This window comes from Inconstantimicrobium porci (assembly GCF_009696465.1).
Lineage (GTDB): Bacteria > Bacillota > Clostridia > Clostridiales > Clostridiaceae > Inconstantimicrobium > Inconstantimicrobium porci.
The window spans coordinates 25,634-45,177 of sequence record NZ_VULX01000021.1; the positions used below are offsets into that span (position 1 = coordinate 25,634).

Annotated in this window: 17 protein-coding genes and 2 pseudogenes; 2 read left to right on the top strand and 17 right to left on the bottom strand. The window is 32.5% G+C overall.

Translation table 11 applies throughout. The features are described 5' to 3' along the window. Positions 1-47: 47 nt before the first annotated feature. The 5 genes and pseudogenes from FYJ33_RS12010 to FYJ33_RS12030 all read right to left on the bottom strand — a co-directional run bounded on the left by FYJ33_RS12010 (position 48) and on the right by FYJ33_RS12030 (position 5,790). Positions 48-830 carry a sugar phosphate isomerase/epimerase family protein gene (locus tag FYJ33_RS12010; protein WP_154531965.1) on the bottom strand — a complete coding sequence of 261 codons (783 nt, stop codon included), beginning with the start codon at positions 828-830 and terminating at the stop codon, positions 48-50. Positions 831-1,082: 252 nt separating this feature from the next. Then, on the bottom strand, positions 1,083-2,690 hold the full coding sequence (locus FYJ33_RS12015; RefSeq protein WP_328598695.1) for an ABC transporter ATP-binding protein: 1,608 nt from the start codon (positions 2,688-2,690) through the stop codon (positions 1,083-1,085). After that, a pseudogene (locus tag FYJ33_RS12020) lies at positions 2,683-2,808 on the bottom strand (Rpn family recombination-promoting nuclease/putative transposase); the annotation flags it as partial. The pseudogene FYJ33_RS12020 and the gene FYJ33_RS12015, both read right to left, overlap by 8 nt. 8 nt (positions 2,809-2,816) lie before the next feature. After that, entirely contained in the window at positions 2,817-5,078 is a 2,262-nt protein-coding gene (locus tag FYJ33_RS12025) for an ABC transporter permease (RefSeq protein WP_154531966.1), read from the bottom strand. Positions 5,079-5,091: 13 nt separating this feature from the next. Then, complete coding sequence (locus tag FYJ33_RS12030) at positions 5,092-5,790, bottom strand: ABC transporter ATP-binding protein (RefSeq protein ID WP_154531967.1); 699 nt, start codon at positions 5,788-5,790, stop codon at positions 5,092-5,094. Between the two features lie 419 nt (positions 5,791-6,209). Between FYJ33_RS12030 and fliB the strand changes: the two genes are divergently transcribed. Then, positions 6,210-7,382 carry a flagellin lysine-N-methylase gene (gene fliB, locus FYJ33_RS12035; protein WP_154531968.1) on the top strand — a complete coding sequence of 391 codons (1,173 nt, stop codon included), beginning with the start codon at positions 6,210-6,212 and terminating at the stop codon, positions 7,380-7,382. A 327-nt stretch (positions 7,383-7,709) separates the two neighbouring features. Here the strand turns inward: fliB and FYJ33_RS12040 are convergent, their stop codons facing one another. The 3 genes from FYJ33_RS12040 to FYJ33_RS12050 all read right to left on the bottom strand — a co-directional run bounded on the left by FYJ33_RS12040 (position 7,710) and on the right by FYJ33_RS12050 (position 9,845). Beyond that, positions 7,710-8,702 (bottom strand): D-isomer specific 2-hydroxyacid dehydrogenase family protein, encoded by a 993-nt coding sequence (locus FYJ33_RS12040; RefSeq protein ID WP_154531969.1) that lies wholly within the window; start codon positions 8,700-8,702, stop codon positions 7,710-7,712. Positions 8,703-8,845: 143 nt separating this feature from the next. Then, positions 8,846-9,352, bottom strand: a complete 507-nt coding sequence (locus tag FYJ33_RS12045) for an AAA family ATPase (protein ID WP_154531970.1) — start codon at positions 9,350-9,352, stop codon at positions 8,846-8,848. Positions 9,353-9,452: 100 nt separating this feature from the next. After that, positions 9,453-9,845 (bottom strand): DUF6198 family protein, encoded by a 393-nt coding sequence (locus FYJ33_RS12050; protein WP_206046688.1) that lies wholly within the window; start codon positions 9,843-9,845, stop codon positions 9,453-9,455. Positions 9,846-10,120: 275 nt separating this feature from the next. Between FYJ33_RS12050 and FYJ33_RS12055 the strand changes: the two genes are divergently transcribed. After that, on the top strand, positions 10,121-10,372 hold the full coding sequence (locus FYJ33_RS12055; protein WP_154531972.1) for a hypothetical protein: 252 nt from the start codon (positions 10,121-10,123) through the stop codon (positions 10,370-10,372). Positions 10,373-10,377: 5 nt separating this feature from the next. On the opposite strand, the gene FYJ33_RS12060 is transcribed toward FYJ33_RS12055, so the two are convergent. The 9 genes and pseudogenes from FYJ33_RS12060 to FYJ33_RS12100 all read right to left on the bottom strand — a co-directional run bounded on the left by FYJ33_RS12060 (position 10,378) and on the right by FYJ33_RS12100 (position 19,153). Further along, a complete protein-coding gene (locus tag FYJ33_RS12060) occupies positions 10,378-11,772 on the bottom strand; it encodes an MATE family efflux transporter (protein WP_154531973.1) in 1,395 nt (464 codons plus the stop codon). A 269-nt stretch (positions 11,773-12,041) separates the two neighbouring features. After that, positions 12,042-12,629 (bottom strand): PepSY domain-containing protein, encoded by a 588-nt coding sequence (locus FYJ33_RS12065; RefSeq protein ID WP_154531974.1) that lies wholly within the window; start codon positions 12,627-12,629, stop codon positions 12,042-12,044. Between the two features lie 276 nt (positions 12,630-12,905). Then, positions 12,906-13,064, bottom strand: a pseudogene (locus FYJ33_RS17025) (hypothetical protein); the annotation flags it as partial. A 26-nt stretch (positions 13,065-13,090) separates the two neighbouring features. After that, entirely contained in the window at positions 13,091-14,068 is a 978-nt protein-coding gene (locus FYJ33_RS12075; RefSeq protein WP_154531976.1) for a substrate-binding domain-containing protein, read from the bottom strand. Between the two features lie 12 nt (positions 14,069-14,080). Next, on the bottom strand, positions 14,081-16,069 hold the full coding sequence (locus FYJ33_RS12080) for a methyl-accepting chemotaxis protein (RefSeq protein WP_154531977.1): 1,989 nt from the start codon (positions 16,067-16,069) through the stop codon (positions 14,081-14,083). A 130-nt stretch (positions 16,070-16,199) separates the two neighbouring features. After that, the gene (locus tag FYJ33_RS12085; RefSeq protein ID WP_154531978.1) at positions 16,200-16,916 is read right to left on the bottom strand and encodes an ABC transporter permease; all 717 of its coding nucleotides are present in this window, start codon (positions 16,914-16,916) and stop codon (positions 16,200-16,202) included. Further along, complete coding sequence (locus FYJ33_RS12090; protein WP_154531979.1) at positions 16,916-17,584, bottom strand: fluoroquinolone export ABC transporter permease subunit; 669 nt, start codon at positions 17,582-17,584, stop codon at positions 16,916-16,918. Before FYJ33_RS12090 ends, FYJ33_RS12085 begins: the two co-directional genes overlap by 1 nt. Further along, a complete protein-coding gene (locus FYJ33_RS12095) occupies positions 17,581-18,429 on the bottom strand; it encodes an ABC transporter ATP-binding protein (protein WP_154531980.1) in 849 nt (282 codons plus the stop codon). Before FYJ33_RS12095 ends, FYJ33_RS12090 begins: the two co-directional genes overlap by 4 nt. A gap of 130 nt (positions 18,430-18,559) precedes the next feature. Then, positions 18,560-19,153, bottom strand: a complete 594-nt coding sequence (locus FYJ33_RS12100; RefSeq protein WP_154531981.1) for a TetR/AcrR family transcriptional regulator — start codon at positions 19,151-19,153, stop codon at positions 18,560-18,562. Positions 19,154-19,544 lie beyond the last annotated feature (391 nt).

Here is a 19,544-nt window from a genome sequence, read left to right on the forward strand (position 1 = left end):
AAACACCTTCATTATTACAATTTTATGTGTTATCTTTTCTGGCATTTTTATTTATTCCCCCTCCTATTTTTCTTAAGCCATTTTATTGATTCTTCCATATACTCATTTTGAGGTTCTAATGACCACACTGCATTTGGTGAGTACTGCTCTGATAGGTCTAGAACATTATTAATATCAATATTTCCATTAGTAAGGCCAAGATGTTCATCATTGTTATGGTTCTTTATATACTGACTGCCATGATTATTATGAAGATGGTAATAACCGATTCTATCCCCAAGTTCGATAATCCATTCTTCAACGCTAATCTTAGAATTTGCATGCGCATGTCCAATATCCAGGCAGACCTTTAGTCTTTTATCGTTAACTGCATCAATTTCAGCTTTAATGATATCAGCATCCAGTTCAAACTGATTTTCAAGACAGATAGTAATTGAATCACCCTTATTTTCAAAAAACTCACGCCAGAACTTTTCTGCCCTCTCTACCCACTTTGGCGGATATGATGAACCAGGAATATAGCCATTGTGAAAGACTATTTCGCTGCAGCCTAATTTTTTTGCAGTATCATATGCAAAATTTATCATGTTCATTGTCTCATTCCTGATGCCATGTATCTTGCTTCCTAAATTCAAATCCCAGTAAGGAGCATGCAAACTCTTTCCCTTATTCAGCAGCTTGAGTTTATCACGATGATGCTCTATAACTTTATCCATATTATCTAAATACGGATCAGTAAAAGTCTGAACTTCTATGCCAAGATTATATTTTTCAGACAGCTTAATTATCCTGTCGAATTCCCCATTATCACATAATCTTATATCTTTCATTATTTTCCTCCTTTTAATTATTTCTTGCTTATTGCCAAAAAATGAATTTATCTTTTATTATACCACATTTTGTAATCGAGACAGTAACACATCATTCTTTGCTTACTAAAGGACGAAATTGTATTATACCATTTTTTTGAATTATCCTATAAACCCTTTATTTTTAAGACTTTATGGTATTATAAAACGATATTTTTAAATGCAATTTCCTAGGCATTAAAAGGGGAGCTTGTCCTTTCCATATGTCTTTTTTCAAACTTTCTCATCTATTACCTTGTACCACTTACTCTGAGCTTCATACATTTCTTTATACTTGCCATCTTTATTTATTAGTTCATCATGTGTTCCAATCTGTACTATTTTTCCCTTATCAAGCACCACAATCTTATCTGCAATCTTAGCTGAACCGAGTCTATGAGTTACAATTACAGCAGTCTTTCCTTGAGACATCTGCTTAAACTTTTTATAAAGCTTTGTTTCCTCAATTGGATCTATTGCAGCTGTTGGCTCATCAAGAACCCTAAGTGAAGCAGGACTTACTATTGCTCTTGCCATGGCTGTTCTCTGCCACTGACCGCCTGAAATGTCTACCCCGTCTTCATTAATTTTGCCAAGGTTACTGTTTAGTCCATTTGGAAGATGCTCTGCTGCTTCCTTGAGGTCAATAATATCAAGCGCTTCATTAATCCTGTCATTGCTACAGCCATTAACATCTCCCAGTGCAACATTGTCTTTAAGTGAAATATAAAACTTAGCAAAATCCTGATAAACAACAGAAAACATAGATTTTAACTGTGATTGGCTGTAATTTTTTATTGAAAGGTTATTTATGAGAATTTCTCCAGTAAAATCTTCATATAATCCAGTGATAAGCTTTGTAATTGTAGTCTTGCCAGCGCCATTAATTCCTACAAAAGCATAATGTTTTCCCTCTTCTATTTTAAAATTCATACCTTTTAAAATAAATCTATCTGTGCCTGGGTATTTAAATGAAACATTTTTAAATTCAAGAGACTCAACACTCACAGGTGTTTTACAAGGCTTATCAAGATATTCAGCTTTTCCCTGAAGCTTAACAAGACTTGTTAAATCAACAAGATACTCTTTGTTTTTTGCAAGTCCATCAACATATTTAGGCATCTGCCATGAAAGACTTTGGATAAGTGATATCACATTGCCTGCAATTGCAATAAACAAGCCTATTGTAAGCTTTCCTGACCTTACTGGAAAAACAAGAATAACAATGATGACTGATGATAGAAATGCTGTAATAATTCCGCTCAGTTTAGCCTTAGCGAACCATTTAAGGTTCACTCTGAATCTTACTTTTCTGAATTTCTCATACTGACTGCGATATTTATCATTTACTCTGCCGCTGTACTGAAAAAGAGCTCTTTCTTCAACTGCTTCACGTCCATTCAATACTTCAGAAAGATATGAAACTCTCCTATAATATTTTTGAGCCATCCTGCTGGCTTCATAACTTGCTTTTCCAGCTTTTAACGCAATAAGGAAAAGCGGTACTGATATAAGCACTATAAATACTGCTGTCCACCAAACCTGCATAAGCAACACAAACAATATTCCAAGAACATTAATTATCAACGCTACCATATCAAAAAGCTGGCTGAAAGCATTTGTACACTGTTTTTCATGTTCTTTGCATACCCTGGAGATAAGATCCCAGCTGTCCTGATTTTCTATATAGTTATATTTTAAAGAAGCAACTTTTTCAACAAGTGAAACCCTGAAATTTTCCCTCAGCATATTTTCAAGTTTTGCTTCTGCAACTTCTACAATATGTGGCGAAAGCCTTAAATATGCTGTACATAAAACAACAAATGTTATAGAGTATCTCACTTATATAGAAGAACAGCCTTAATGGCATTCTGTAGTCAATAGTTGACTGAAATTCAAGAAGTACATAAAAAATAACTTCACCATCATTTATATTAGCACTATAAACTATATCAGATTCCTATACTTTTACTCCACATTCTTTAGTGCATCTACCATTGGAATCTTTCCAATCTTTCTATTTTCAATAAGTGCAACTACCAGGTATGCGATGATTCCCATTATGGCCATTTCTAAGTAAACCTTAGGTTCAATGTATAATGGCAGCCATCCTGAATATTCATACATTACATTCTTATAGATTGCTTTCATGACTGCTCCTGCTATTGGAAGTGTTACAAGAGTTGATGCTACAACCACTATGGTGTTGGACATCATATAAAGTCTGCTTATTTCTCTATTCTCATAGCCAAGTATCTTCAGCATGGAAATTGATGTCGAGTTTTTCTCGATGATAAGTTTGCAAAGAAGGTAGACGATCAGCATGTAAAGCACTACTGAAAATACATTTACCATATGGAACATGTCGCCCATTGATACCTTAAGTTGTCTTGTAACCTTAGTCAGGTCATCTTTTGTAATATCTGAATAAATAATTTTTTCATCTATATCAGTTATCTTTTTATCTGAGAAATAACCATTGAAGAAATTCTTATCATTATTGAATATTATATTGTACTGCTTCCTTGGCATAAATACTGAAAGTGCTGCTGGATAATCGTAAATACCTTTGACTTTAAAACTGTATCTCTTATCCTCATACTGCTCTTTCAATGTTATACTGTCACCAGTCTTAATATCATATTTCTCTGCAAATCCACCTGAAATATATACGCCGTCATCTGGCAGGTCAGCTTTTATATACTTGCTGTTATCACTTATACCATAAATGCTTATGTCTTCAGCTTTTCTATTCTCTACTGTTGTTTTAAGAGAAGTCATGCAGAACTTCTCAGCACAATCAGTCTTTGTCGCAACCGGCATCTTTAAAACATACTGATGATTAGAAATCATGTTATTAAGTATACTTTCCTGATAATTATTAATAAGCGGTGAAAGCATCATGCCAAAAAGAAGCAGAATGTTTGCAAATCCAATTCCAATAAGAAGCATGATATAACCTGGAATGTTCTGTCCTATTACACGAAGACGGAAACGGCTCATGAATTTAAAATTAGGAAGACGTATAGCTTTTGCTCTCTGATTTTTCTTAAGATCTCTTCTTATGAACTTAAGTGGTGAAAGAGAAAGCTTGTTTACAAGTATCACAAAATTAATCAGCATCATGATGATTAGTGGTACAACTGTTGTTAAAACAAACGCATTGCCGTTCCAGATTGTCTTGTAAGTTGGCAGGCTGTAACTTCCGTAATAAAGTCCTGCTGCGATATTCTTGAATACTGTATAACCAAGGATATTACCTACAATACATGATATGACGCATACTATAAGCGGCATTGTCATGTAGTGTCTTACCATCTCGCCCTTAGTATATCCTGAAGCCCTCAGTGTTCCAATTACTGATGACTCATTTACAATTGTGTTGCTTGTTGTTATTGCAAATACAAATGCCATTATTGCGATCAAGATATAAAGAAGTGTAAGCATCATTGACTTGTCTCCACCCATATCATTGCCTGTAAAATGTATTGCCTGATTTAAAAAGGCAGGTGTATAACCATTTAAAACCACATTTCTGTTAACTACTTTTGTAAAGTCATCTGACATCTTCTTTTCATCTATGTCATCAGCAGGTTTCTTGTCATATTTCCATGAATAATTGTAATGAACCCTGCTTTTATCATAAAACTCTTCAGCGCCTTCTTTTGTCATAACTGCTGTACCAAACTTAACAGCATCAAACATCATGTCTGAGTTATCTGAAAAAAGTGCACTGTAGTCAGATAATGCTACAAGCCCTGTAATCTTTAGCTTCTTATCACCACATGTAATGATGTCGCCTACTGATATCTTATTATTGTCAGCATACATTCTGTCAACTGCAATTTCATCTTTTGACTCTGGGAATTTTCCTTTCATCAGACATGCTTTATTAACATCATCCCTAATATTGAAAATTCTAAGAGTACTTTCATTTGACTTGATTTTAGTTTTTTCCTCAGTGTAATAATTATTATATAAAGTAACTTTGCCATCTTTCTCTATATTTTTTATAGTCTCATCATTTATCTTATCGCCTGTTTCAAAGTTTCCATCTTCAATATTGTACTTTGTAAAACTTTCATTATATGCTGCAAGCATACTGCCATCTGCAACAAGGAAACCTGAGATAAAACCTATTGTTGCAGCCAGGAATAAGAATATAACAATGTATTTTCCCATTTCAGATTTAAGTTCTTTTGGCAGTCTCTTTCTTAGTGGATTCTTCATCCCCATTCCCCCTTTACCATTCAAGATCCTGAGCACATACTTTTTCCTCATTTATATAATTCTTTCTTATTTCACCGTCTCTTATTTTGATTACCCTGTCAGCCATGTTCTTGATGGCATCATTGTGAGTTACCATGATTACAGTATTTCCATACTTTGTATTAACATCTTCGATAAGCTTTAAAATTTCTTTTGAAGTCTTGTAATCAAGAGCTCCAGTAGGTTCATCACATATTAATATGTCAGGATTCTTGATGATTGCCCTACCGATTGCTGTTCTCTGCTGCTGGCCACCTGATAACTGATTAGGAAGCTTGTGTCTGTGTTCATACAGACCAAGAGTTTTTAAAAGATCATTTATTTCAAGTGGTGAATCACTAAGATATGCACCAACCTCTATGTTTTCCTTCACATTCAGATTAGGTATAAGGTTGTACATCTGAAATATGTAGCCAAGATGCTTTCTTCTGTATCTTGTAAGCTTCTTTTCATTCATGTCTATTGTCTTTTCACCTTTAATGGCTATATATCCGCTGTCTGCCTGATCAATCCCGCCTATTATATTAAGCAGAGTTGATTTTCCTGAACCTGATGGTCCAAGCAGTACGCATATCTCGCCCTTTTCAACTCCAGCACTTATTCCTTTTAAAACTTCAACTCTGTTTCCATCATATCCATATCCCTTTTTAAGATTACTAATTTCAATAAACATAAAATCACTCCTCCTTCAAACAAACACATGAGCACTTGTTCATATATTCATAATATAACTGCAATTTACCTCTGTCAATATAATATGGTAATAATACAGGCTGGAAGACATATTCCGAAGCCGACCTCGTTCCCTGCGGCTCTCCAAGTCGTTTCTTCACATGTCTTTCACCCCTTGATGACTAAAGGACGAAATTGCATTCTACCATTCTTTTACACAAACGTGTAAACCCTTTATTTTCATACCGCTGATTTAGCAGATAAATTATTTCACTTGATAATGACTATCATTCCATATATAAGTTTATTCTTACAAAAAATGTTTGTCAAGAGCGCGTATGGAAAAAACTTTAAAAGATACTCTGTAAAATTTCTGTGTTATAATTGTATAGATATTATTAATTTTGCGAGGTAATATGCATGATAACTAAAGTACCATATTATTTTAAAGACTTTGAATGTATTGCATCTGACTGTCCTGACACATGCTGCGCAGGCTGGGAAATTGTCATTGATGGCGATACATATAATAAATATAAAACTATCACTGGAGAATTTGGTGAAAGACTTCACTCTGAAATCACACATTACGAAGATGGAGAACCAGGCTTTAAGTTAAAACCTAACAATGATTGTCCATTCTTAAACAAGAACAAGCTTTGCGACATATATTCTAATCTTGGCAAAGACCATTTATGCTACACATGCAAGCAGTTCCCAAGATTTACAAATGAATATGGAAGTCTACGAGAAGTAGGACTTTCTATATCATGTCCTGAAGCAGCAAGACTTATTTTAAAAGATAAAGATCCTGCAACTTTTGAAACTACTGAAGATGATGAAATGGTAGATACATGCAATGACATCAGCGTTGACATGTATATGGCTATGATTCCTTCAAGAAAAACTGCCATGAAAATTGCCCAGGACAGGTCTCTTAGCCTAAAACATAGAATATGCCTGCTGCTTTCTTTTGCAGAGGAGCTTCAGGAAAAAATCGATGATGAAGAATATGCTGAAACTAAGGAAATAAGACAGCGTTATTTAAATAAAGATTATCAAAAGCAGTTCATTGATTCACTTGATATTTATCAAACAAGTAATGAAGAAAAATATGAGCTGATGAAAGAATATATCAATGTGCTGCTTGAAAAAATGGAGCCTATCAATGAAGGCTGGCCACATGAACTTCATCATGTACTAGATGTGCTTCATGACAACTCAAGAGAAGATCATGTTGAATACTTTACAAGGAGTCTAAAAGACTTTGAAGAGTACTACAAAGAATACGAATATGAATTTGAACATCTTATAGTATATCTTATTTTCAGATACTTTATGGAATCTGTTTATGACTACGATGTGTTCTCAAAAATCAAGTTTGCAGCACTAAACTACATCATGGTAATGGAGCTTGATACAGTAAGATATCTTGATAACAAGAAAGTATTCACAACAAAAGACAATGAGTACATTATGCATTTATACTCAAAGGAAATAGAGCATTCATTAGACAACATGGACACCTTAGCTGAACTGTTTAACACAGAAGAAATCTTCAGCATAAGACCACTATTATCGTTAATTGTATAACTTTTCAATATAATTTTACATTATATGTATATTTTCCAAATTTGCGGTATAATTGTGTTAGTTTAGTTGCTTCAGGCAACTAAACATCACTGGAGCTGTCATATTACCAGTATGACAGTTCCTATTTTAGAAAGTGCGTTTTAATGCACTTTCGTCTTTACGTAATCTATAGATTTTAATACCTATGCAGAGCCGACTTGGAGCGTGCCAACGGAAGACTCGAAATAGGTGTTAAAATACATCGTTTTTAACCTCATAGTATATATTATACAGCATTTTTTATAAAAATAAACATTTTTTACATTTTTAAAATATACAGTCAGATTTTTATTCTTTATAAGTCACTTCATGCACTGTTTCCTTACCATTTTCAAAGGCATAAATACTTTCAAAACATCCTTTTACCATGTCTTCTACATCCTCCATTGTATAAAATGCAGTATGTGGACTTATAATAACATTAGGAAATGAGCTTAATATTGCCATATCATGATTTGAAATAACTTCACCAACTCGATTATGGAAATAAAGGCCATCCTCATTTTCAAGCACATCAAGAGCTGCTCCACCAAGTTTTCCAGATTCAAGACCTGCTATAAGTGCTTTTGAATCGATTAACTTACCTCTAGCAGTATTTACTATAATAGCTCCATCTTTCATCTTTTCAATTGCCTCTTTATCAATTACATGATAATTTTCCTCATTTGCATTCATATGAAGTGAAATAATATCACACTCAGCAAGCATCTTATCCATGCTTACATACTCTGCATATTTTTTTACTTCATCATTCTGATAAGCATCATATGCTAGGATTCTGCATCCAAAGCCTGATAAATGGCGTATCACAGTAGAACCAATCTTACCTGTACCCATTATACCAACTGTGCTTGTACTAATATCTTTGCCAATCTTATTTTTTAATGAGTAATCCTGAAGCTCTACCCTTTTTAAAATATGCCCAAAATTACGACTACATGCCATCATAAGCATTATTGCATAATTTGCAACACCATCAGGTGGATATGATACATTAGATACTTTCATACCTAATTTTTTAGCCGCCTTAAGATCAACATGATCATAACCTATTGAACGGCATTCTACGTATTTTACCCCTACATCTTGAAACTTTTTAAGTACAGCTTCAGACATATCACAAGGTATTATGCTGATAGCTTCGCAGCCTCTAGCAAGTTCAATATTATCTTTATTTGGATAGTCACAAGTATAAACAAATTCAATACCAAATTCCTTTCCAAACTTCTTACAAAATGCAAGTTCGTCGAATTCTCGTAATGAATAAAAACAGATTTTCATATTTTTTCCCCCCTTGTTATATATTATAACGCAATTTACATTTTTGATGGAAAGAAAATCAAGCCATTATATTAATACAAATATACTAAAAATAGCATAAATCTTTCGAAAATAAGGTTGAAAGACATATTCCGAAGCCTCTTCTACCCATTAATCAATTTTATAATCATCTCTGATCTTTCATCAATTGTTGTATTGTCTGTATTAATTTTTATGGTGTGCATTTTCTTATAAAGATCATATTGGCTCATACTTCTTTCCATACATCCGCTGTCTCGTATCCCCTTGGCAATGTCACCAGCTATTCTTTTTTCAAGTTCTTCCCTGCTGCACATCAGTGTAATTCTGTAGACATCAACACCATCAAGATCAAGTCTTTCAAGAATTGACTTCATAATCTCATCAGTCTGGATAACCCAGTTAAAGAGAATGTACTTTGATGAACTGTTTTTTATAAATGAATTAAGCATATAAGTTATGTTCTCGATAACCATTTTCTTGTTCTCATCGTTGACTGTAAAAGGATTCATCCTCCAGCAATCATCACCTTCAAGAAAGAAGCAGTTATCCAGCTTCTTGTAAAGATTTCTGCACACTGTACTCTTACCAACGCCCATTATTCCGTTTATTATAATAAGTTTCTTTGACATTTTATTCACCCAGACAAATTATGTCTTGTAAACCTTTCTTATTTTTTATTTACAAAAACATTGTAGTTCTTCATATTTTAGCGTACAACCTTAAAATAATTTAAAAACAAAAATGATATATATAAATATTATTATATATAAAAATATATCTATTAAATATACTTATAAACAAGCTGGTCAAAAAGCTGGCAACTACCTGCAGAAGCATTCTCAGCTTAAAATCTTTTCTAAGAAGCAATAGCTGTATAAAAATGAATACACAGTAAATGACAAAAGTAATTGTTCCCAGCTCAAGATTATTGATTTTTGAAAGTGCATAAGGTATCGAGATAATTGGGGATACCCCTAAAGCTGCCTTTGTATTAAGCATTATGCCAAGTGCAAGTATTACTATTCCAAGGCAGTATACTACAATCCTTCTGGCCATATAATTAATTCTCACTTTCGGAGAATTTTTTTCTCTTAAATTTATCATCGAATTACTCTTTTCCATTTATTAATTTGATTTTTTATTATAAATAAAGCTTCATATTTTACTATATTTTTCAGATTGATTTCAAATCTGTTGGTGGTATAATTCTAAGTGTTCAAAGATATATTGCGAAGCCTCCGTCACTTCGTTCCAAGTCGTTTCTTCATATATCTTTAAACACGTTGACTGCAAAAATAAAAAAGTGTATTTTTATTTTATATGAATAATTTAATCCATCTTTTCAAATTGCTTTCACAAAATCCACAAATAATATACTAACAAAAGGAGTGATTTTAATGGATAATGATTTACTAAATGCAATAAGTATGATGCTTGACGAAAAACTTCAGCCAATAATGAACAGTATAAGTGAACATACTGAAATACTTAGAGCACTTGAAGATTCATCACATACTCATAAAGCTGAGATAGAGAAAATCAATCATGATACTGCTCATATCAAAGGTGATATTGAATCCATTAAAAAGAGCATAAGCAAATCAGACTGTCATGACTTAAATTCATTTATACAGAAAATCAACATCTGATTTTTCTATGTTGCAATTATATCGGATTGGCTACTACTTACTTTATTAATTACCCTTTTCATAGCCCATATAAAGCAGCCTATCAGTACTGCTGTTGTAATAATCCATGATATTGGATAAGAATCATATACTATCTGCACTGTATGATACTTACCTATCCTAAATACTGTAGCAAGCCATACTATTCTAAATACACATGCACCCATAAGAGATATAATCATTGGCATTATTGAATAGCCGATTCCTCTAAGTGCACCTACCATAACATCCATAATGCCGCATAAAGCATAAGTCTTTGATACTATACCAAGTCTTACAATGCCAGCTGCAATAACTGCATCACTTGCTGTGTACATCTTAAGAAGAGTCCCACCAAAAATGTAAACAAAATTCCCAAAAACAACTCCTACAGTTGTAACACATGCTTGTCCAACAAGTAAAATCTTATATATTCTTTTGTAATTACCTGCACCGTAATTCTGACTTGTAAATGATATTGTAGACTGATAAAATGCATTCATAGCAAAGTAGACAAACTGCTCAACATTAGCTGCTGCAGAATTTCCTGCCATAACAGTTGCACCAAATGAGTTGACTGATGACTGGATTAAAACATTTGAAATTGAAAATATAACTCCCTGGAATCCTGCCGGTAAACCAATTCTAAGGATTTCAAGAAAAACACTTTTATCTATTGAAAGCTTACGAATGTTAAGATGTATGCCACCTTCTTCATGACTAAGACAAAGAATAATCAGACATGCTGATATTACCTGAGAAATAACAGTAGCAATTGCAACACCTGCAACATCAAGCTTTAAAACTACTACGAAAAATAAGTTAAGTACTATGTTAACAGCTCCAGCAAGAGTAAGGTAGTATAACGGTCTTTTAGTATCGCCCACACCCCTTAATATAGCACTTCCAAAGTTATATAACATTGTAGGAATCATTCCTAAAAAATAAATTCTAAGATATGTAGCTGCAAGATCAAGAACCTCCTTAGGAGTCTGCATCATCACAAGTATATTCCTTGCCCCGATAACACCTATAATAGTAAGAATTATACCGCTTACCATACTGATTAAAATTGATGTATGTACAGTATTACTAAGACTTTTTCTATCCTTTGCACCATAATATTTAGCTATAAGTACATTAGAACCAATAGAAAGACCTAAGAAAAGATTAGTTATAAGTCCAATAAGTGCAGTATTCGATCCCACTGCAGCAAGAGAATTATCACCTGCAAACCTTCCAACAACTATAATATCAGCCGCATTAAATAACAGCTGTAATACGCTTGAACACATTAATGGCAGTGCAAATGAAAGCATTTTACTTAAGATTGGTCCATTACACATATCAATTTTGTAATTTTTAACTCTCTTCTTACTCATATATCATCTTGCTCCTTTTCGTTTAGTTATTTTTAGACTACATTAACTAATTTACTCCTATTTTTATATTTTCACAAATATTTTTAATTCCTTCAAGACATTAACAACATCTCACCTTATGACTATGAAATAAAAAGGACTGAACTTAATTTTCAAAGTCCAGTCCTTTTTCCATACTTCTAAAACAGCATATCATAATATCTTTTTATATTATTCTCTAAGCCAGCAACCTCTTTTTCATCATTAAGTACACTCATATAATTTTCTTCCTAATGAGTATATCCTATTATTTTGCCATCTGTTGCATTAATCTCATAATCATATTTTGTATTTCCATAAAGGAATTCTAGCTCATATACTTCTACTCCATCTTCTAAATCCCTTTCTGCCTTAGTAAAGGTTACCTTTTCCCCTAATAAATTCGCATGCTTTATAGCTATATTCTTAGCTTCTTCTAATGTAATTTTAGCTGTATTATTAGAATTTTGATTATTCTTTATATCAAAATCTTTTATATCGTGATCATATTCCATTATCTTACCATTTGCAGCATTTATCTCGTAATTATATTCAGTATTTCCAGAGTAGAATTCTATATCATATTTTTCCACTCCATTATCTAGTTCTTTTTCTGCCTTAATAAAGGTAACATTATCTCTAGTTAATTTTGCATCATTCAAAGCTATGTCCTTAGCTTCTTCAATGGCAATCGCACCTGTTTCATTAGAACTTTGACTATTAGTTGTACCTGGATTAGTAGTTTGATTGTTATCGTTTGGTACTGCTGAATTATTGCATCCTGCAACACCCATACTAATAACCATTATAATTGATAGTAACGCCATTTTTTTCATCATATGCACCGCCTATATATTAAATTTAACTGTCTGATTATCAAGATTATTTTGTGCACTCTTAACGATATATATGCAAAATCATATCTGATGCCTAATTCTTTAGACAGCTTATCATTTAATCTCATAGGTGTATTTTCAGCAAATCATTATGCACCAAAACACAAAACCTCATAAAGTCTACAAGTGCATGTGAACCTATGGCTGATATTAAGTTGGATTTTCTCTGCATAAGAGCAAAAGGTACACCAAACAAAATAGTAAGCATAATTATACTGACTATATTAAAAGTCTGTAAGTAAAATGCATAAGGACATGTGGAATTACCATAATTGCATAGCAAATTATGCTTTGGAGAGTTGACAGACTCTGATCCTTGCTCATTTGAATACACAATGCGAAAAGAAACATTCTAAAAAAGACTTCTTCGAATATCCCTACACAAAAAGCTTCTTTCTTTCTTTTTACTTAGCAAATTTCTCAACATTGCTCTTCTCAACTGCAGTATAAGGATACCATATATATTTACCGCTCTTATCTGCATATTGTATCTTATTTATATCTTTACCCTCTACAAAAGCTTTAGCAGCTTTTAGGATACACTCAGCCTGTCCTTCTCCTGACTGTTTTATAGTAAATGTCATTGTTCCATCCTGTATAGCCTTACAGCCATTAGTTGTTGCATCAACGCCATATATAGGCACTGAAGATGGATTGATTCCTTCTTCTTTCATAGCATCAATTACGCCAAGTGCCATATCATCATTATTTGCTATAACACAATCATAACTACTCTTAAGTTTTAAAAATACTTTAAACATATCCTTTGCATTATCTCTGCTCCAGGAAGCTGTATCCTTAAAAACGTAATTTATATCATATCCATCCTCTTTCAATCTACCCTTTAATGAATCTGAACGAGTTACAGCACACTTGCTATTTCTATCTCCTTCAAGTAGTACTGCATTAAATGACTTTTTACCAGCTAACTTCTTTTCAATATCTTTTGCAATCATATCTACAACATTATTATCATTTGATCCAACAAAAATATACTTGTCTTTCTTAAGTCTTGAACTATCAGGTTCCTGAGAAAAGAACACAACTGGCAGATTACCTGCTGCATTGATTATATGCTGTGCTGTATCTGAATCAGCAAGTGCACAGGCTATCACATCATAACCTTCACTTTTTGCTTTCTTTACGTCATTTACCTGTTTCTCCACATCACTTTCTACATCTTTTATTGTAACGTCAATATTATTAGCTTTTCCATAGGAATTCATCCCATCAACTATTGTCTGATTAAAATCTCCTATACCTGAAAAACTTGCAAAAACTCTTATCTTTTTACCTGATGATGAACTACTTTCTGAACATCCTAAAGCACTAATCATCAAAACACATATTGCAAGAAAACTTACTATCTTCTTTATCCTCATAGTAAATACCTCCTATAACTTAAACTTACCAACTTGTTCTTCAAGAGTTGAAGCTGTTTCTGAAAGACTATCTGCATCTTTAGCAACAGCCTTACTTCCCTTAGTGACTTTTTCAGAATGTTCAAGAATCTCCTGCGCTGTTGCTGAAATTTCCTCAGCGCTTGCTGCCTGCTCCTCAGATATTGAAGCCATATTATCAGCAGCCTCGCCAACATTCGTAACCTTCTCTAACATTATATTAACAAGTTTGTTAGACTCATTAATATTTAAATATATCTTGTCAAAAGTTGAAACTGAATTAGTTATTAGTGATGTACTCTGATTAACGTTTTCCACACTTTTATGAACCTCATTTATAACATTTCCTACAAGCTTATTTATATTTTCTATAATTCGTGCAATATCATTAACAGAAGAGGCACTGCTATTTGCAAGATTTCCAATTTCAGTAGCTACGACAGCAAAGCCTTTTCCTGCTTCCCCTGCTCTTGCTGCTTCAATTGATGCATTAAGTGCAAGAAGATTTGTCTGCTCTGCAATATCACCAATGATTTCAACAATACTATTAATCTCTTTTGTAGATTTACCAACTTCATCTATTGTAAGCTGAAGCTGTTCAATTGATGACTGTATAGTGTCAATAGCATTTGATACATAGCTCATATCCTTTTTACCTGCCTCAGATATGTTAACAACTTCATTCATTTTAACTTTAACTTTATCACCATTATCACTGGTATCACTGACAATGCCAGCAAGATTAGTAGCAGTTCCTGCTATTTCTCCAGTAGATTCTGCAAGATCACTAACTACTATATTTAAATTCTTCATTGCTTCTGACTGGTGCTTTGAAGCATCAAATAATGTCTTTGAAGTATTATCGCTTGCTTGTGCCTGTTCCTTCTGCTGAACTGATATATCTTTGATATCATTTAGCATTGCTCTCATAGATGTTATAAACTTCTGAAGACTTTCAGCCATTATAGATATTTCATCATTACCCTTAACTTCAATATCAACAGTAAAGTCACCTTCAGCCATCTTTACAATTTTATTGCTTATGTCTTTAACTGGCTTTACTGCACTGCCTACAGATTTATAAATTACTAAAGAAACGATAGCAATAGCAATCAATGCAACTGAAACAATATATACTTTTAAAGAATTAACAGAAGACATAATGCTCTTCTCTGGAACATATGAAACAAGAGTCCAGTTAGTTTCCTTTATATCCATAAGCTTAACGATATTTTCATCAATATTTTCTGAATCATATTGGTTTTTATCAATCTTCTTTAATACATTATCATAAAACTTATTAGAAGATTCATTAAGTTTAGAATTAATCTTTAATGATTCAACGCTGCTTGCAATCACTGTCCCATTATCCTTATCAACAAGAAATGACTGTGCATCATCCATATCAATTAATGAATTTACTATAATACTAATCCTATCAAGCTTCACATCAGCACCAACAACACCAACAGGCTTGCCATTGTTTACAAGAAGTCCTGTAGCACTTATTATGCTATTATTGTTACTATCCTTATAAGGTTCACCATAACGCATATTTATATGAGTAAGCCCTTCTTTAAACCACTGACTTGATTTAACATTACTATCTTGTCTGTTAGATCCCTCTGCAGTTATTATCTTGCCATTTAAATCAGCAACATAAAGTCCTTCAGAAAAATTACTATTAAACTGATAATACTGATTCAATATTTTTTTAATTTCTTTTTCTGAATAATCAGTACTTCCTAATGCTTTCTGTACAGTACTAAAAATTTTCAAATTATCATCTAACCAGCTTTCTATTTGTGCAGTCTGACTCTTTGCAGATGCATCAAGTATATTATATGATTCTTCTTCAATTATACTGCTTGACATAAAATAGGATATGGTATTTAGAGCAGTAACAGCTATAAACACTATTGGAATAGTTGCTAATAATATTTTTACCTTTATAGATCTGAATTTTTTCTTATCCCTATTCATTTGTATCCCCCTAAATTAATACTTACATGTATATATTCGTCATAAAATTACAATTATATAGTAAATTCTCAAATTAAATAACAATTTGTATATTTTTTAAAATAATATTGTTGATAAAAACAATAATATTCTATACAATCTTCTTAAGAAACTTTCTGATAAGCAGCATGTACCAGATTACTGCTGATAATGTTGCTAAGGAAATGTTTATTATTGAAAAATTACAGGTAGTTCTTCCAATCCAGAATGGTGGGAAGAATGACAGTACAAACTGTACTTTAGATGTAACAAAATAAGGGATTGAAAGTGAAATTAAAAATACTATACAAGTTATCTTAACAAGAGCCATTCCTTCAACCTTATTCCTGCTTTTCTCTGTGATAAAGAATCCCATTAAGAAGCCGCTCATTGCAAAAAGTATGCAGTACACAATACACTTTATAGCTGTGAAAGATGATAATGGAAAGAGGAAGTTAACAGCAAATGAATAAACCATTGAAAGCACGCTTGTTATAAAAAATCTTGTCATTATATAGCCCTTTTTTCCAAGAGGTGTTACGCATAGATACTTTGCTGTGCCATTATCCATCTCTTCAAGCACTACCATGACATTTATAAAGACAAGCATTAAGATTGGCATACATATAAGTATCAGCTGCAATAATGGATAGTAAGGCTTGATAATAAATGAAGATTTAAAATAGGCACATAAAAGTTTTTCAATATATGGCACTCCAAAATATATAACTAGCCCAGTTAAAATTGGTGCAAGCAATGACACACAAAGAATTACTTCATTCCATAAGCCCACCATAAACTGTTTAAATGCATTTACCCATATCTTCATTATCTTGCACCTCCAATTTTTCTATATTTCTTATTCATATACTTATAAGTTATAAGTATTAGCAATGTATTCCATATTATCATGTAAAAAATACTTGCTGGCTTATTTCTCATGCCCTGCACAATAACTGCTGCTGGTGTAAAGAATAGATATTTTTCTGCAATATTAAATATATAAAGCACACCAGGCAGGCAGAAGATTATCTCAAAAATTGTTGAGAGCATAAGATACTCATTCATACTGCGGGAGTTAAGCGCTGCAATCATACCAAGTACTGAGAAAAATAACGAACCAAGAGCAATAGTAATAATGCTTACAACACCAATTCCTGATGGTGAAAAAAATAAAATAGCTATTGCTGATATAACACTTATAAATGCAAATGACATAACTTTACCAAATAGATAATCGGAAAATTTTATAGGTGAAACAATAAGGCTTGGTAATATTCTCTGGCTCTTTTCAAGAAGCACTATTGCTCCCATAAAGAATATTCCTATAGTTGCAGGATCAGTAAAGACAAGTAACTGTGCTGTAATATCCTTAAAATCCTTAGCCATAATCTGCACAATACATATATATAACACTGATAAAAAAGTATAAAGATAATAAAATCCGTACTTATACTGAAACTTCATATCAGAAATTGTTAAAGTTAATTTTCTCATATCAATGTCCTCCCTGTTACATCCATGAAAATATCATTTAATGTAGGCTCACTGGAATGAATTGAAGTTATTTTTCCTTCTGACATAAGTGACATAAGCTTCTTATGAGAGCCACACTCTTTAAGGTTGCATGTATCTGTTTTTTCATGTTCATTTTCAATCCATGTATATGTGACTTTTGCTGCACCCTTCTGCATTATAAGGTTATGGGGTGTATCCAGTGCCTTAATTGCACCATCAACTATAAAGGCCACTCTATCACAAATCTCTGTAGCATCACTCATATTATGAGTTGTAACTATAACTGTCTTGCCCTTTTTCTTTTCCTCTAAAATCAAATCCTTCATCATCCTTGAGTTTGTCGGATCAAGGCCGCTTGTTGGCTCATCAAGAAAAAGAATTTCAGGATCATGAAGCAGTGATTTAATAAAGTTAAGCCTTGATTTCATCCCTTTTGAAAAATCGCCAGCTTTTTTGTCAGCATCATTTAGAAGATTTACTGATTTTAAAAGTTCATCAATATCTCTTGTCCTGCACTTATAAAGTGAAGAAAAAAACTTTAAGTTTTCTCTAGCTGTAAGCTTCTCGTATAAAGTAGGAAATTCAAAATCAACTCCTATTTTTTCATAGAAATCAGCTTTCTTATTCTTCATATCAGTATTATTTACTTTAACAATGCCACTGTAATCACTTATCACACCAGTAAGAATCTTCTGTAGGGTACTTTTTCCTGCGCCAGAAGGCCCAAGAAATCCAAAGATTTCACCAGATTTAATTTCAAAATTCATGTCCTCAATAAATTTATAATCACTATAACTAAAACTTAAATTCTTAACCTGAATCATTATTATCCCTCCACAATCTTTATATATATGACTAATTTAGTAAATATAGTCAAACGCAGCTTAAAAAAATTTATCATCACAGTAACCTACACCCCTAGAAAAGGAGAAGTTTCATTTAATTCACTACATTCTAGTTCATAATCTGAATTACAATTCCCCTTATCAGCAGCCTTATGCATTCATCAAAATGTTCTTCTCCGACTTCTCTTTTGTGAAGCATTGATAAAAATATAGAACGCAGTGCACATTCATATACTGAAAGATCCTTATTTCTTATTGCTGGTATAAGCTCCACTAATTTATCAAGTGATATTTTGTCTTTTTCAAAATGCTTTGTAACTTCTTTAACTGGTATCTTTCTTAAGATAAGCTCAAGATCTCCATGTTCAAGAATGCTTATTATGTTACTTTCATCTGTAATTTTAAAATAATAGTAGATAATATCTGTTAAATCATCTACACCGAATTCATCAGTAACTGTCTTTTCAAGTTCTGCCATAAGCTGTGACTGAATATCATCATGCAACACATTAATTGCATCATATAAAAGCATTTCTTTTGATTGATAAAATAAATAAAACGTTCCCTTTGGAATATTAGCACGTTTTACAAGTTCATCTACTGTAGTCTTTCTTACGCCATACTGTTTAAGGCAGTCTAGAGCAGCTTTTCTTAGATCATTTACTATAATTTCACGTTCTTTATCATTATATGCTCTTGGCATAAAATCGCCTCCCTATGCGTTTGACTGTTTTTGTCTATATAGTCATAATATACCCATTTGAATTATTTGTAAATAGTTATTATTACTATATTATTTAAAAAGCAAATGGTAAATTTATTTTTACATTTTTATTGATTTACTACTTTATTTATATTATGATTTAATTAATGAATAACAAACTTAAATTGGATCCCTTCAAATTAATTGCTTTTGTCAATAAGAAAGTGTACCACCTTGCTAATTAAAAAGTGTACCACTTAGAATAAAAAATAATACCTGCTTTCAGTTGCGGGTGATATTATAATTGCTACTGTTGTACAGACTTATTATTAAGGCCTAATAGATGTTCTTTTTGCTGTCGGTATCTATAACTTTCTCCATTAAAAGTTAA